General features: G+C 61.6%; 13 protein-coding genes. 9 read left to right on the top strand and 4 right to left on the bottom strand.

Annotated elements, in window-relative coordinates; all coding sequences use genetic code 11:
• Positions 1-10: 10 nt before the first annotated feature.
• Genes JHW44_RS17835 through JHW44_RS17815 form a run of 5 tightly spaced genes read left to right on the top strand, consistent with a single transcriptional unit; the run spans position 11 to position 5,665 of the window.
• Complete coding sequence (locus tag JHW44_RS17835) at positions 11-1,063, top strand: sugar phosphate isomerase/epimerase family protein (RefSeq protein ID WP_089345662.1); 1,053 nt, start codon at positions 11-13, stop codon at positions 1,061-1,063.
• A gap of 2 nt (positions 1,064-1,065) precedes the next feature.
• Complete coding sequence (locus JHW44_RS17830; protein WP_218822614.1) at positions 1,066-2,208, top strand: Gfo/Idh/MocA family protein; 1,143 nt, start codon at positions 1,066-1,068, stop codon at positions 2,206-2,208.
• Positions 2,193-3,716, top strand: coding sequence for a sugar ABC transporter ATP-binding protein (locus JHW44_RS17825; protein ID WP_089345661.1), 1,524 nt, complete (start codon positions 2,193-2,195; stop codon positions 3,714-3,716). Before JHW44_RS17830 ends, JHW44_RS17825 begins: the two co-directional genes overlap by 16 nt.
• A complete protein-coding gene (locus JHW44_RS17820; protein WP_089345660.1) occupies positions 3,713-4,693 on the top strand; it encodes an ABC transporter permease in 981 nt (326 codons plus the stop codon). Before JHW44_RS17825 ends, JHW44_RS17820 begins: the two co-directional genes overlap by 4 nt.
• Positions 4,694-4,720: 27 nt before the next feature.
• Entirely contained in the window at positions 4,721-5,665 is a 945-nt protein-coding gene (locus tag JHW44_RS17815; protein WP_089345659.1) for an ABC transporter substrate-binding protein, read from the top strand.
• Positions 5,666-5,728: 63 nt separating this feature from the next.
• On the opposite strand, the gene JHW44_RS17810 is transcribed toward JHW44_RS17815, so the two are convergent.
• From JHW44_RS17810 to qhpG, 4 genes are all read right to left on the bottom strand, one after another.
• Entirely contained in the window at positions 5,729-6,652 is a 924-nt protein-coding gene (locus tag JHW44_RS17810) for a sugar kinase (protein WP_089345658.1), read from the bottom strand.
• 2 nt (positions 6,653-6,654) lie between these two features.
• Positions 6,655-7,575, bottom strand: a complete 921-nt coding sequence (locus JHW44_RS17805) for a 2-hydroxyacid dehydrogenase (RefSeq protein WP_089345671.1) — start codon at positions 7,573-7,575, stop codon at positions 6,655-6,657.
• A 63-nt stretch (positions 7,576-7,638) separates the two neighbouring features.
• Positions 7,639-8,637 carry a LacI family DNA-binding transcriptional regulator gene (locus tag JHW44_RS17800; protein WP_089345657.1) on the bottom strand — a complete coding sequence of 333 codons (999 nt, stop codon included), beginning with the start codon at positions 8,635-8,637 and terminating at the stop codon, positions 7,639-7,641.
• Between the two features lie 113 nt (positions 8,638-8,750).
• Positions 8,751-10,004, bottom strand: coding sequence for a flavin-dependent monooxygenase QhpG (qhpG, locus tag JHW44_RS17795; protein WP_089345670.1), 1,254 nt, complete (start codon positions 10,002-10,004; stop codon positions 8,751-8,753).
• A gap of 212 nt (positions 10,005-10,216) precedes the next feature.
• Between qhpG and peaA the strand changes: the two genes are divergently transcribed.
• Genes peaA through peaD form a run of 4 tightly spaced genes read left to right on the top strand, consistent with a single transcriptional unit; the run spans position 10,217 to position 14,641 of the window.
• Complete coding sequence (peaA, locus tag JHW44_RS17790; protein WP_089345656.1) at positions 10,217-11,767, top strand: quinohemoprotein amine dehydrogenase subunit alpha; 1,551 nt, start codon at positions 10,217-10,219, stop codon at positions 11,765-11,767.
• A 9-nt stretch (positions 11,768-11,776) separates the two neighbouring features.
• A complete protein-coding gene (gene peaB, locus JHW44_RS17785; protein ID WP_089345655.1) occupies positions 11,777-13,237 on the top strand; it encodes a quinohemoprotein amine dehydrogenase maturation protein in 1,461 nt (486 codons plus the stop codon).
• Positions 13,234-13,560 carry a quinohemoprotein amine dehydrogenase subunit gamma QhpC gene (gene qhpC, locus JHW44_RS17780; protein ID WP_089345654.1) on the top strand — a complete coding sequence of 109 codons (327 nt, stop codon included), beginning with the start codon at positions 13,234-13,236 and terminating at the stop codon, positions 13,558-13,560. Before peaB ends, qhpC begins: the two co-directional genes overlap by 4 nt.
• Before the next feature lie 4 nt (positions 13,561-13,564).
• Complete coding sequence (gene peaD / locus JHW44_RS17775) at positions 13,565-14,641, top strand: quinohemoprotein amine dehydrogenase subunit beta (RefSeq protein WP_089345653.1); 1,077 nt, start codon at positions 13,565-13,567, stop codon at positions 14,639-14,641.

Genomic DNA, 14,641 nt, shown 5'->3' with positions numbered 1-14,641 from the left:
GGAGGAAAACATGAAGACGATCAAGGGACCGGCCCTGTTTCTGGCACAGTTTGCAGGCGATGAGGCGCCTTTCAACAGCTGGGACAGCATCACGAAATGGGCCGCGGATTGCGGATACAGGGGTGTCCAGGTGCCCAGCTGGGACGGGCGGCTGATAGATCTGGAAAAAGCAGCCCAGAGCAGGGATTACTGTGACGAATTCAAGGGCATTGCCGCGCAGAACGGAGTCGAAGTGACCGAGCTTTCGACTCATCTGCAGGGGCAACTGGTCGCGGTTCATCCCGCTTATGACGAGGCATTCGACGGCTTCGCGGCGCCCGAAGTGCGTGGCAATCCCACGGCACGTCAGGAATGGGCCGTCCAGCAGGTCAAGATGGCGCTCAGCGCCTCGCGCAATATGGACATTGGCGCAATGGCCAGTTTTTCGGGCGCGCTGGCCTGGCCCTTTGTCTATCCATGGCCACAGCGGCCTGCTGGTCTGGTCGAGGCTGCATTTGACGAACTGGCCGCGCGCTGGCGTCCCTTGCTGGATCATGCCGAGGATTGCGGAGTCGATATCTGCTATGAAATCCACCCCGGCGAAGACCTGCATGACGGCGACAGTTACGAGATGTTCCTGAGCCGCACCGGAGATCATGCGCGGGCCTGCATGCTGTATGATCCCTCGCATTACATCCTGCAATGTCTGGATTATCTGGACAATATCGACATCTACAAGGACCGGATCCGGATGTTCCACGTCAAGGATGCCGAGTTCAATCCCAATGGCCGCAAGGGTGTCTATGGCGGCTTTCAGTCATGGGTGAATCGCGCCGGGCGCTTCAGGTCGCTTGGCGACGGTCAGGTGGATTTCGGGGCGGTGTTCTCGAAAATGACCGCGAATGACTTCGATGGCTGGGCCGTGGTCGAATGGGAATGCTGTCTGAAGCACCCAGAGGATGGTGCCCGTGAAGGCGCGGCATTTGTGCGTGATCACATCATTCGCGTGACCGAGAAGGCCTTTGACGATTTTGCGGGGGGCGGCACGAATGATGCTGCCAATCGCCGGATGCTGGGGATCTGAAGATGACACGGATCAGACTGGGAATGGTTGGTGGCGGCAAGGATGCCTTTATCGGTGGTGTCCATCGCATTGCCGCACGTATCGACGGGGAATTCGACCTTGTGGCCGGAGCCCTGTCCTCGACTGCGGAAAAATCGCGCGAAAGCGGCGCGGCGCTGGGGCTGGACCCTGATCGCTGCTATGGCAGCTTTCAGGAGATGGCCGAGGCCGAGGCTGCACGATCTGATGGCATTCAGGCCGTCTCGATCGTCACGCCGAACCATGTTCATGCAGCGGCCGCCAGGACCTTTCTGGCGCAGGGCATTCATGTCATCTGCGACAAGCCCCTGACGGCGACCATGCAACAGGCCGCTGATCTGGCCGATGCGGTGAAATCCTCGGATGCGCTGTTCATACTGACACATAACTATACCGGCTATCCGATGATCCGTCAGGCGCGCGACATGGTCGCCTCGGGCGATCTTGGCCGCATTCGGGTCGTCCAGGTCGAATATCCGCAGGATTGGCTGACCGAGGCCGCCGAACAGACCGGCACCAACAAACAGGCGGAATGGCGCACCGACCCCGAGCGTTCGGGGGCGGGCGGCGCGGTCGGGGATATCGGCAGCCACGCGCATAATCTGGCCTGTTTCGTTTCCGGGCAAGGTGTCGAGAAGCTGGCGGCAGATCTGCAGAGCTTTGTCGAGGGGCGCCGCGTCGATGACAACGCCCATGTGATGCTGCGCTTTGATGGCGGCGCGCGGGGCATGTTGTGGTGCAGTCAGGTCGCGCCGGGGAACGAGAACAGCCTGAAGCTGCGCGTCTATGGTGAAAAGGGCGGGCTTGAATGGGCGCAGGAAGATCCGAACTATCTGTGGTTCACGCCATTCGGAGAACCCAAGCGCCTGTTGACCCGCGCCGGAGCGGGGGCAGGCGACGCCGCCAATGCCCTATCGCGGATTCCGGGCGGCCATCCCGAGGGCTATCTGGAAGGATTTGCCAATATCTACACTGGCGCAGCCCGCGCAATTCGCGCCGCGCAACAGGGCCAGCGCGATCCGGTTCTGGATCTGTTGCCAGGCATCGAGGCGGGGCTTGCCGGAATGCGGTTCATCGACGCCTGCATCCGGTCTTCGGCACAGGACGCGGCATGGGTGTCGTTGTGAGCCAAGCGGCTCTCGAACTGCGTCAGGTCAGCCGCAGCTTCGGCCCGATCGAGGTGCTGCATGATGTCGACATCGCGCTGCGCCCCGGTCGAGTCCATGCGCTGATCGGAGAGAATGGCGCGGGAAAATCGACGACGATGAAGATTCTGGCGGGTTATCAGCCGCCTTCCAGCGGTGACGTCCTGCTGGATGGGCAGGTGGCGCATCTGCGTACGATTGCCGAGGCCGAAAGCCATGGCATTTCGATGATCCATCAGGAATTCAATCTGGCCGAACAGCTGACCGTCGAACAGAATATCTTTCTGGGGCGCGAGCTGAAGCGGGGGATGTTCCTCGACAAGGCCACGATGCGGAACAAGACGCGCGAGTTGCTGGGGCGACTGGATTGCCCGGTTTCTCCTGACGCCGTGGTTTCGGGCCTGTCCAATTCCGACAAGCAGATGGTCGAGATCGCCAAGGCTCTGCTGCGCGACACCCGCGTTTTGATCATGGATGAGCCTACTGCAGTTCTGACCCGCTCGGAAACCGCGGTCCTCTTGCGGCAGGTGCGGGCGCTGCGCGAGGCAGGGACGGCCATTCTGTTCACCTCGCACAAACTGGACGAGGTCTGCGAAATCGCTGACGACCTGACGATCATGCGCGACGGGCGTGTGGTCTGGTCGGGCGCTGCGGCAGATATGGACGAACATGGAATGGCGACGACCATGGTCGGGCGTGAAATGTCGGATCTGTTCCCCGCGAAACTGGGTGAAAAGGGCGATATGGCCCTTGAGATCAGAAATCTGAACGTTCCGGGCTATGCCAGCGACATCTCCTTGTCGCTGCGTCAGGGTGAAATCCTTGGGATTGCGGGATTGATCGGCTCGGGTCGGACCGAGACCTTCGAGGGTCTATGTGGCCTGCGCCCCGCGACCGGAGATATCCGCATCTTCGGCCAGAAGGTCCGCATTGACCAGCCGTGGCAGGCTCAGGCACTGGGGATGTGTTATCTGACCGAAGATCGCAAGACACGCGGCCTGTTGCTGGAAAAGGGCATGCGCGAAAACCTGACCCTGCAGACGCTGGAGCGTTTCGTCGAAAGGGGGCGTATCCACCGCAAGGGTGAAGAGGCTGCGCTGGACAAGGCAATCGCTGATTTCGACATTCGCGGACATCGCGAGTCGCTGATCAAGAACCTCTCGGGTGGCAATCAGCAGAAACTGCTGTTTGCCAAGACCCTGCTGGCAGAACCCCGGATCGTGATCATCGATGAACCGACGCGCGGCATCGATATCGGCACCAAGCAACAGATGTATGAATTCATCCGCCAACTGGCGCGCGCGGGTCAGGCCATCGTGGTCATCTCATCCGAGATGCAAGAGGTCATCGGTCTGGCCGACCGGGTCATCGTGATGCGCCAGGGCCGGATCATGGGCGAATTGCAGGACGAAGAGGCCAGCGAGGACGCCATTGTCCGGCTGGCCATGGGGGTGGGCGGAAACACCCCTGCAAGGGAGATGACGCAATGAAAGCCATCGCAGAGCGGCGCCTGTCAATGTCGGTGATCGGTCCGGTGCTGGGTCTGATCGCGCTTCTGGTCGCAGGCACATTGATGAATCCGAATTTTCTGGGCTGGGACAATATCACCAATGTTCTGGCGCGTTCGGCCTTTATCGGGATCATCGCGGTGGGCATGACATTCGTGATCACCGCCGGCGGGCTGGATCTTTCGGTAGGATCAATGGCGGCCTTCATCGCGGGACTGATGATCCTGATGATGAACACCGCCCTGCCTGCGCTGGGGGTCGGCATTCCGGTGGTCTTGCTGGGCATGGCGACGGCGTTGATTGCCGGGCTGGCGGCGGGATTGCTGAACGGCCTGCTGATCACCCGATTGGGGATCGAGCCATTCATTGTCACGCTGGGATCCATGGGGATCTATCGCAGCCTGGTGACATGGTTGGCCGATGGCGGGACGCTGTCGCTGGATTTCACGCTGCGCAGTTTCTATCAGCCGGTCTATTATGGCGGCATCATGGGCATCAGCTGGCCTATCATTGTCTTTGCGCTGGTCGTGGTCGTGGGCGAGGTCGTGATGCGCTCCACCGCCTTTGGGCGCCATTGCGCGGCCATCGGTTCGAATGATCAGGTGGCGCGCTATTCCAGCGTGCGCGTGGGCCATGTGCGCCTGATGACCTATGCGGCCCTTGGGGTTCTGGTGGGGGTGGCGACCATCATGTATGTGCCCCGGCTGGGTTCGGCATCATCGGCAACCGGCGTTCTCTGGGAGCTTGAGGCCATTGCTGCCGTGATCATTGGCGGCACGGTCCTGAAGGGTGGTTTCGGGCGCGTCTGGGGGACGGTGATCGGGGTTCTGATCCTGTCGCTGATCGGCAATCTTCTGAATCTGACCGATTTCGTATCGCCCTATCTGAATGGCGCAATTCAGGGGGCCATCATCGTTCTCGCTGTTGTATTGCAGCGCGAAAGCAAGGCTGCCGGCTAGACCGGCACCATCAAACGGGAGGTAATCATGAAACATTTTGTATCCGGACTTGCGGTGGCGGCGGCCCTTGCGGCCCCGGCATTCGCCCAGGACGACACCAAGGTGATCGGCGTGTCCATTCCAGCCGCGACACATGGCTGGGCCGGGGGCATGAACTATTTTGCACAAGAGGCCGTGGAGCGTCTGGAAGAGGTCTATCCCCAGCTTGATTTCGTGCTGGCGACAGCCTCGGATCCTTCGAAGCAGGTCAATGACATCGAGGATATGGTCGCCACCCGCGATATCGACGCGCTGGTCGTGCTGCCTTTTGAATCCGAGCCGCTGACCGGCCCGGTGCAGAACGTCAAGCAATCCGGTGCATGGGTGACGGTGGTTGACCGTGGCCTGTCCGTCGATGGCATCGAGGATCTCTATGTGGCGGGTGACAACCCGGGCTTCGGGCGTGTCTCGGGTGAGTTCATGGCGCAGGCTCTGCCCGATGGCGGCAAGATTGTCGTGCTGCGCGGTATTCCGACTTCGATCGACAATGAACGGGTCGAGGGGTTTCAGCAGGCCATCGAAGGCTCGGGGATCGAGGTCCTTGGCATGGAGCATGGCAACTGGAACCGCGATGATGCCTTTACGGTCATGCAGGATTTCCTGTCCAAATATCCGCAGATCGACGCGGTCTGGGCCTCGGATGATGACATGGCGGTTGGCGTGCTGGGGGCAATCGACGCGGCGGGACGCGATGATGTCAAATTCGTTCTGGGCGGTGCCGGCATGAAAGAGATGATCAAGCGCGTCATGGACAATGACAGCATGATCCCTGCCGATGTCACCTATCCGCCCTCGATGATCGCCACCGCGATCGAGGTCACCGCGGTCGGGCTGGTCTCGAATGCGCCGGTATCGGGTGATTTCATCATCGGTTCGGTCCTGGTGACGCCCGAGAATGCGGAAGACTTCTATTTCCCCGACAGCCCTTTCTGATCTCAAGGAAAAGCCCCCGTTCCGCATCGGGACGGGGGCGACCGATCAGGCCTTTTACAAACGTCAGTCGAACAGTTGCGGCATGGCGCTGCGGGGAATGGTTGCCCCCTTGTGGCGAACGACGACCGAGGCCAGTTCGGCCGCCTTTGCAATGGCATCCTCGGGTGTCAGCCCCTTGTCGCGCGCTGCGATATAGGCGGCGTTGAAGCTGTCCCCGGCGCCGGTCGTATCCACGGCCTTGACCGCGGGTGGAAGAGGGTGGCGCTCGAAATGATCCGCCCTTGGCGCACGACGCAACACGGCATCGCCGCCAGTTGTCATGACGATCTCGGCCTCGGTCTCGGCCATCAGCCGGCGCATGGCGTCCTCGGGATCGGCAGCCTTGAAACAGGCCTCCAGATCATCGCATGAGGGCAGAAGCAAGCTTGCGATCCGGGCTGCCTGCATGATGAATTCACCGGCTGTTTCGGCATTTTCCCAAAGGACGGGGCGGTAATTGGTGTCAAAGATCACCTGAGCGCCGGCATCGCGGCGCCGCTGCAGCGCGGCCAGAAGATTGGCGCGGCCATCCGGGCGCAAGACGGCAAGTGTGATTGCAGACAGGAACAGGATTTCGGCCGATTCCAGAATCTCCAGCGAGGCCGGATCGGTGAAATGATCGCGGAACGGGGACTGGCTGCGCCAATAGGTAAAGCTGCGCTCGCCCTGTTCATCGGTGGTGATGAAATACAGACCGGGGCGCGCGCCCTGGCGCATCGCCAGCGGGGTGACGTCGATGCCTTCGGCTTCGATCAGGTCGCGCAGCCAGATGCTTTGCGGATCATCGCCCAGGCAGGATTGATAGCCGACCGTGCCCGGCCCCATCAGGCGAGACAGATAGATCGCCGTATTCAGCGTGTCGCCACCCGCGCGACGCTCAAAGGTTGACTCGGCGTCGGGGCGGGCAGTGAATTCGACCAGAGGTTCACCAATGGATAGGTAGCGCATTCTCAATCCTTGTATGGGGTCGGCAGGGGACGGCCGGCGACATGCGCGGCAACATTGTCCAGAACCAGCTGCGCCATGGCGCGTCGTGCCTGGGTGGTGGCCGAGGCGATATGCGGCGTGAGAACGCAATGGGGCGCATCCAGCAAGCATTGCGGGACATTGGGTTCATCGTCAAAGACATCCAGCCCGGCGGCACCAATCATGCCTTTGCACAGGGCGTCAGCCAGTGCCTGACTGTCGACCACCGGGCCGCGTGCGACATTGACTAGAATTCCGTCCGGTCCCAGTGCCCGCAGCACATTTCCATCGACCAGAGCTTTCGTGCCCGCGCCGCCCGCTGCCGTCACGAAAAGCAGATCGCATTCAGTGGCAAGACTTTGTGCATCCGCAAAAAACCGGTCGGGGCTGTCGGCTTTCTCGCCGCGCGCGGTATAGCTGACCTGCATCCCCATGCCGCGCAACAGGTCGGCGAGGCAACGACCAATGCGGCCATAACCAAGAATACCGGCATGTTTCGTCAGCACCGATCGACCAAGGCCCAGCTTGCCTTCGCTGACCCATCCGCCACGGCGGATAAAGCGGTCGCCTTCGGACATGCGACGGCCCGCATCCAGCGCCAGTGCCAGCGCCATCTCTGCAACCGCAAGGGACAGAACGTCGGGGGGCGTCGTCACGGCAATGCCGCGCCGTGCGGCCTCGTGCAGATCAACGGCATCGACTCCGACGCCATTGACGGCGATCAGCTTCAGCGCCGGCAGGGCGGTCATCTGGGCGCCCGACAGACCAACATTTCCCGCCGTCACGACAATCTCGGCATGCGAGGCGGCGTCGATATCGCTGACCACCTCATACAGGTTTTCCAGTTGCGCCTGCATCTCGGGTGGTTCGAGGATGGCAAGCTGAAAGACTGTCGGGCGGTTCATGGTCTTCGACATCCGGACTGATGAATTTGGAACGTTCTAAATTGGCAGCAGGGTCAAGTCAACTCAGGTGCTGTCGCGGATGACAAGCTGGGGGGCGATGATGCTGCGGGTGATTTCGGCATCAGGCTCGGCAATGCGTCGGGCCAGTTGCCGCGCGGCGGCAGCGCCAATACGGTCGGGCCTCATCGCGACGCTGCTGAGTGCGGGATGCGTCAACTGTGCCAGAGGCAGATCGTCCAACCCCATGACCGCCAGATCGGGTCCTGGCGCAACGCCGTTCTGGCGCAGCCCCGACATCAGCCCGGCGGCCAGAATGTCATTGAAACACAACACGGCGCTTGGCGAACCGGGCAGGGCGATGATCTCTCGGGCGGCCTGCATCGCACCGCTCCAGCTTAGTTCGGTCTCGACAGTGCCGGCATTGTCTGCGCCGAAGCGGGTCAGAGCGGCATTGAATCCAGCCAGCCTTTCCCGGCGGGCCGAGGTTGCTGTCTGGTCCGAAAGAAAGGCAATGCGGCGGTGCCCCCGCGCGACCAGATGTTCAACGGCAAGCTGCGTGCCCGCGATGTAGTCGGCACCTGCATAGTCGCTGCTGCCCGAGCCGATTTCACGCAGGGACTGAACCAATGGCAGGCCCCAGTTGCGCATCCGCCGGGGCAGGTCGTTCGGCGTGCCGACGGCGGGGCACAGGATGACGCCATCAACACCATGCCCCCGGAAGCGCTGCAGAATATCGTCCTGGCGGGCCGCATCGTCCTGGCTGTTGGCCAGCAGGACAACCCGGTCCTCCTCGCCCATGACGGTTTCGACGCCCGAGAGAAACTCGGTGAAGAAACTGTTGATCAGATTGGGGACGATGACCCCGACCGTCCGGCTGAGATTGCTGCGCATCCGCGCCGCCCCCAGATCGCGGACATAGTCCATCCGGGCCATCACCTCTTCGACCTTTTCACGGGTCTTTTCGGCGACAAGCGGAGATTTTCGCACGACCAATGACACTGTCGCGCGCGAAACTCCGGCCGCGCGGGCAACCTGTTCAAGTGTAACCTTCTTGCGTTTCATCCCTGCCAGTCTCGTAGAACCTTTCCTTGTAAAGCCCTTTGGCGCGGTTGGTTGTCAAGCGTGGCGCGGCTTTCACACCGTGAGCGGTGCCTTGCCTGTGGGCAGATTTCGGATCAGTTCGAAGGCCGGCCTTCCTGCGCCAGCGCCTGTTCGATACGGCGGGCCCAGTTTCCCCATCTCGCATTCAGCCCATGCAAACCGCCCTGCTGATAGACCTGCCAGGCCTCGACAGCGGGAACCGGGCCGAACCAGGCGACCCCTTCCGGTGAACGTGGAGTTCTCAAGACCTCGCGCCGCGTCAGCAGCCCTTTTTCGACCACGATGGCCTCATCAATCCCGATTTCTGCCTTGGGGGTGCTGCTGGCAAGGGAATCCGGAAAAGCGGCGCGGCGTTTCCAGAACGGCTGATCGGCAAAGCGTTGCTCGGACCGGATGAAGTCGCGCCCCACCCGCGCTTGATGCAGGCCGGTCCCTACGGCGCGACGGTTCAGGAACTTGCGGCAAAGGTCTTCGGTTTCGGGGCCGGGGCAGGCGGCAAGGCTGCGGCGCACGGCCGCCACGGCCAGCGCGCTGGACACGGCCCAGAATTGCCCATGCCCCGACAACGGATCCATTGACGCCAGCGCGTCACCGACCGGCAGAACCGAGAGATCCTCGACCGCAACGGGCAGGCGGGGTTGCGCGGCGCGGACGGACACGGCGCCTTCGAGGCGTGCTTGGCGAAGTTCGGGATCCGCCAGCGCGACGCCGTTCAGAAACCGCTCGGCCGGATCGCCATGACCTGCGGCATCCATTACCGTCTGCGCCCAGATGCGACCGTCAGCCAGGGCCACGCGCCAGACCCAGCCGGTTGCAATCGCGGTCAGGCTGACCCCGGCTGTCAACCCCGGACCTTGCAGCCAGCCGCTGAAGGCCAATGTCGCCGCGCCCTGTGCTCCCGCGCGCCCGGCCTTGCGTCCGCGTGCATCTATCACCATTGCCGCGGGCAGATGTCCGCCAGAGGACAGGATGACGCCGCCGCTTTCGGGGCTGCCGCTGTCGCGGATCAGGGTCGCCCCGGCATCACGGGCCGCCCGGCGCAAATGCTGGTCCAGAGCGTCGCGGAAGATGACGAATTCGGAATTGCTGTCACTGATGCCGGCCCAATCCACGGTTCGGCGCAGCGGGCCATGTATCTTGTCAAAGCCTTTCAGCAAACCCTGTCCTGACAGCCAATGTCTCAGCCGCGGGCTCAGCCCTTCAAGGCGCGGGGGGGTGTTGCAGGGATCGATCAATCTGACCCGCAGGCCGTCGCGCGCAGCCAGCAGCGCGGAAATGGCGCCTGCCGGGCCTCCGCCAAGAACAATCAGATCGTCCCCTTGCGTCATGATCTTCCACAACTGTTCAGCTCATTGGCAGCTTCGCCGCATATGCAGGCAAACAACTTGACAATGTCGGCCAAAGCCCTGCCGCGCGTCAAAGCGTCGCAACTGTGGCCGGGAATGACAAGTATGGATGAGGAACCCACGTTTTTCTGAGGGGCATCAAATCGGGTCCGGCCCTGCGCCGGATCGCCAGCCGAGCCAGAGGAAGCAGCAAGATGAAGCCACTTATCCGATCAGCCTTGGTGACAAGCTGCGCCCTTGGCGCGCTGAGTGTCGCGAATCCGGCAATGGCGGTCACCGGTGAAGAGGTGTTGGAAAACACCTGCGCCGCCTGCCATGCCGCGAGCGAAGACGGCGGCTATGAGCGTATCGATGCCGTGCGCAAGACGCCTGAAGGCTGGGACATGACCGTGGCGCGTATGATGCGCAATCACGATGTCCATCTTGAAGCGGATGAGCGCGATGCCATTGTCCGCTATCTCTCCGACACGCGCGGCCTGACCCTGCAGGAAACTGCCGAGCGACGCTATATTCTGGAACGAGAGCCGGTCGCTTTTGACACCGGCCCGGATGATCTGATGACCCAGACCTGCGGGCGCTGTCATTCCTATGCGCGTGTTGCCCTGCAGCGACGCAGTGCCGAGGACTGGCAACATCTGGTCAATTTCCATCTGGGTCAGTTCCCGACGCTGGAATATCAGGCTCTGGCACGTGACCGAGACTGGTGGGGGATCGCCAAGGCGGAAATCATCCCCTTCCTGGCCAAGACCTATCCCCTGGGTGACGCGCCCGCAGCCTTTGCTGGCGATGCATCGGGGGATTACCTGCTTGCCGGTCGCCAGCCCGGTCGGGGCGATTACACCGGAACGCTTGTCCTTGCGGCGGCAGAGGGTGACTATGATGTGACCATGGTCCTGAACTTTGCCGATGGCAGTCGGACCTTCACGGGCACGGGGCGCATTCTGGGTGAGGGCGAATGGCGCGCTACACTTTCGGATGGCACGACCTCCATTCGTCAGGTCTTTGCGATCACTGAAGATGGGCGGATCAGCGGGCGCTGGTATGAAACCGATCGCGACATGATCGGCGGACGTATCACGGCGGTTCCCGCCGATGGCACCCCCGAGGTTCTGGCGGCAACGCCCACGCGGGTAAAGATCGGTCAGGAAACGGTGATCCGCGTGGCCGGACCCGGGCTGGGCGATCAACTGACCCTGCCCGCGGGCGTTCAGGCCACGGTTACGCCGATGGGCGATGGCGTCACCGAAGTGACCGTTACTGCGACAACAGAGCCCGGGCCGTTCGCGCTGAAACTGGGCGACCAGACGATTGAACTGGTGGCCTATACCCAGCCCGACCGGATCTCCGTCGTGCCCGATATGGCCATGGCGCGGATCGGCGGGGGCGGGGGCGCCATCCCCAAGGCTCCGGCCCAGTTCGAGGCATGGGGCTGGTTGAATGGCCCAGACAAGGAACCCGCGACCGAGGATGACATCGCGCTAGGCGTCTTTGACGCCAGTTGGCAGACCGACAATTTCGACGAGGCCGCAGCCGCCATGGAGGATGCCAAATTCGCCGGCAAAATCGACGAGCACGGCCTGTTCATGCCTGCGGATGCGGGCCCCAATCCCGAACGTCCCATGAAAACCAACAATGCGGGCAATCTGAAAGTGATCGCAACGGTCGATGCCGGTGAAGCACCGCTGACCGCCGAGGCGCATCTTTACGCAACCGTGCAGCGCTTTGTCGATGCGCCAATTCGCTGAGGTTCTGCCATGTCTGCTTTGACACTGATCCGCCACAACGCCCATCGCGTCGATGTTGATGGCTATGCGATGCTGATGCATCCGCCCACAACCAGCCTGTTCGAACTGGATGCCGTTGCGCAGGACGTCTATGATCTGTTCTCTGAAACCCCCGCCGTCGATGCCGAGGTGCTCAAGGCCCGTCTGGGCGATCGTCACAGCCCGGATGATCTGGGTGAATGCCTGCAAAGCTTCATGGCGCTGGACATTCTGCGCGATGCCGAAGCGGCCGAGATTCCCCGCCCGATTGTCAAGGTCGAGGAAATACCGCTGTCCACGATCATCCTGAACGTCAATACGGGATGCAATCTGGCCTGCACCTATTGCTACAAGGAGGATCTGACCACGCCGGCCAAGGGCCAGAAAATGGCCTTTGAAACGGCACGTGCCTCATTTGAGCTGTTGCTGAAACAGGCCGTGGATCGCGACCGGGTCAATGTGGTCTTCTTTGGTGGCGAGCCGCTGTCGAACATGCCGCTGATCCGCGAGGTCGTGGCCTATGCCACGCCGCGTGCCCGCGAAGTCGGCAAGACGGTCGATTTCTCGCTGACGACCAATGCGACGTTGCTGACCGAGGAAATGGTCGACTGGTTCAACGAACATCGCTTTGCGCTGACCGTGTCGATGGATGGTCCCAAGGCCCTGCATGACATGAACCGCAAGACCGTGGGCGGGAAGGGCACCTATGACCTTGTGTCGCGCAAGGTACGGATGCTGCTGTCGCGCTATCGGGCACGGCCGGTCGGAGTGCGGGTGACGTTGACGCGCGGCGTGACCGATGTCATCGGGATCCATGATCACCTCAAGAACGACCTGGGATTTGCCGAGGTCGGCTTCGGACCGGCGACATCCGGCCCCATTGCGGTGTTCAATCTGGATGAAACTGCCCTGAAGCGGGTCTTTGACGACATGATGGCACTGGGTCAACGCTATGTCGACGCGGCCTGCCGGGGTGAGAACATCGGCTTCTCCAATATGCACCAGCTGCTGACCGATATTGCCCAGGGCACCAAGAAACAGGTGCCATGTGGAGCGGGGCTGGGCATGCTGGCAGTGGATCTGGAGGGCGATCTGCATCTGTGTCACCGTTTCGTCGGATCGGACGAGCCGACATATGGCAATGTCGACAAGGGTATCGACGTGCCGAAGCTGGCTGCCTTCATCGAAAAGGCTCAGGATCGCAGCGCCTATGGATGCAAGACCTGTCGCATCCGTTCGATCTGTGCGGGCGGGTGCTATCACGAAAGCTATTCGCGCCAGGGCGATGCCTTTGCGCCGGTCTATCACTATTGCGATCTGATGCGGGAATGGGTCGATTTCGGCATTGAATCCTATGTCCGCATCATGCGCGCCAATCCCGATTTCTTCCGTAGCCAGCTTGAACCCCGGATCACGCGATCCGGCCCCGCCAAGGAGGTTCTTCCGCAATGAAACATCTGACCCCCGCAAACGCCAAGGCCAAGGCCTTTGTCGAAGCCGAGGCTGAAGGCCGCGAGGACGAGGTCGTCGCGATGAACGCCCTGGTGGGTTGCACGACATCTTTCGATCCCGGATGGGAAGTGGACGCCTTTGGCGCCGTTTCCAACCTGTGTCAGCCGATGGAGGCCGATCTTTACGGCTGCGCGGACCCCTGCTGGTGGCCTGCACAGGTTGCCGATACGCTGAACACCTATCCCGACTGGGCCGCGGGTGCCGATGATGTCATGCAGGACTGGCGCAAGCTGCAATCCGTCTTCCCCGAGAAGAAAGGCTGATCTGATGCGCAAGTCTCTTTTGCCGCTTTTGGCCTCGGTTGCGATGCTGGCCACGCCTGCGATCGCACGTGATTTCATTCTGGCCCCCGCGCGCCCTGACAAGCTGATCGTCGTCGATGCCCAGGACATGAAGGTCGTCAATACGATCACCGTCGAGGATGCCGGCCCGACGCCAATGGTGCCCATCGTGGCGCCCGACGGGAAATACGCCTATTCGACGATCAACAAGACAGAAAGCTTCGTGAAGATTGATCTGGAGACGGGCGAAACCGTGGCCCGTGTCGATCTGAGCAGCCCGGAAGAGCGGGTCAAGTCGCTGTTCGGTTTCGCATTGTCCCCCGATGGCAAGACGCTGGCCGTCTATGAAAGCCCGGTCAAGCTGGATCTGACCCATTACGAGGTTCAGCCTACGCGTATCGCACTGTTCGATACAGAAACCATGCAGGAGACCGCCCGCTTCGAGGCACCGCGCCAGATCACGGTTCTGGCCTATTCCACCGATGGCACCCGGATCTATGGTCTGGGACGCAACATGCATGTCATGGATGCAACCACGGGTGAATTGATCGAGGACCTGCCGATTCAAAGCTGGCGACCGGAAACCTATACACAGCCCGATGTTCTGGCGGTCTGGAGCCAATATGAATCCTCGCATGTCATGTCGGTGCCTTTCTATACGGCGCTGACGGCGAAGGATCCGGCCGATCCCGAGGCCTATCGGACCGGTATGCTGACAATGGATCTGGACAGCGGCCAGATGAGCATGCGCGAAGTGCGGATCATGGATGTCTTCTACTTCTCGACCGCCGTCAGCCCGGACAAGACCCGAGCTTATGGTGCCTATAACGTGCTGGAAAGCTTTGATCTGGAAAGCAATCAGTCGATCAAGCGGGTGTCACTGCCTCACAGCTATTACTCGGTGAATGTCTCGACCGACGGCAGCACGGTCTGGCTGGGTGGGGCGCTTGGAGATCTGGCGGCCTATGATGCGCAGACTCTGGAAAAGAAGGGTCAGGTCGATCTGCCGGGCAATGCGTCGATGTCGCTGGCCAGCGTGCGCCTCTTTACCCGCGAGGAGTAG

Source organism: Paracoccus seriniphilus, assembly GCF_028553745.1.
In the GTDB taxonomy this organism is placed as follows: Bacteria; Pseudomonadota; Alphaproteobacteria; order Rhodobacterales; family Rhodobacteraceae; genus Paracoccus; species Paracoccus seriniphilus.
This window is presented reverse-complemented; position numbering and strand designations above follow the sequence as displayed.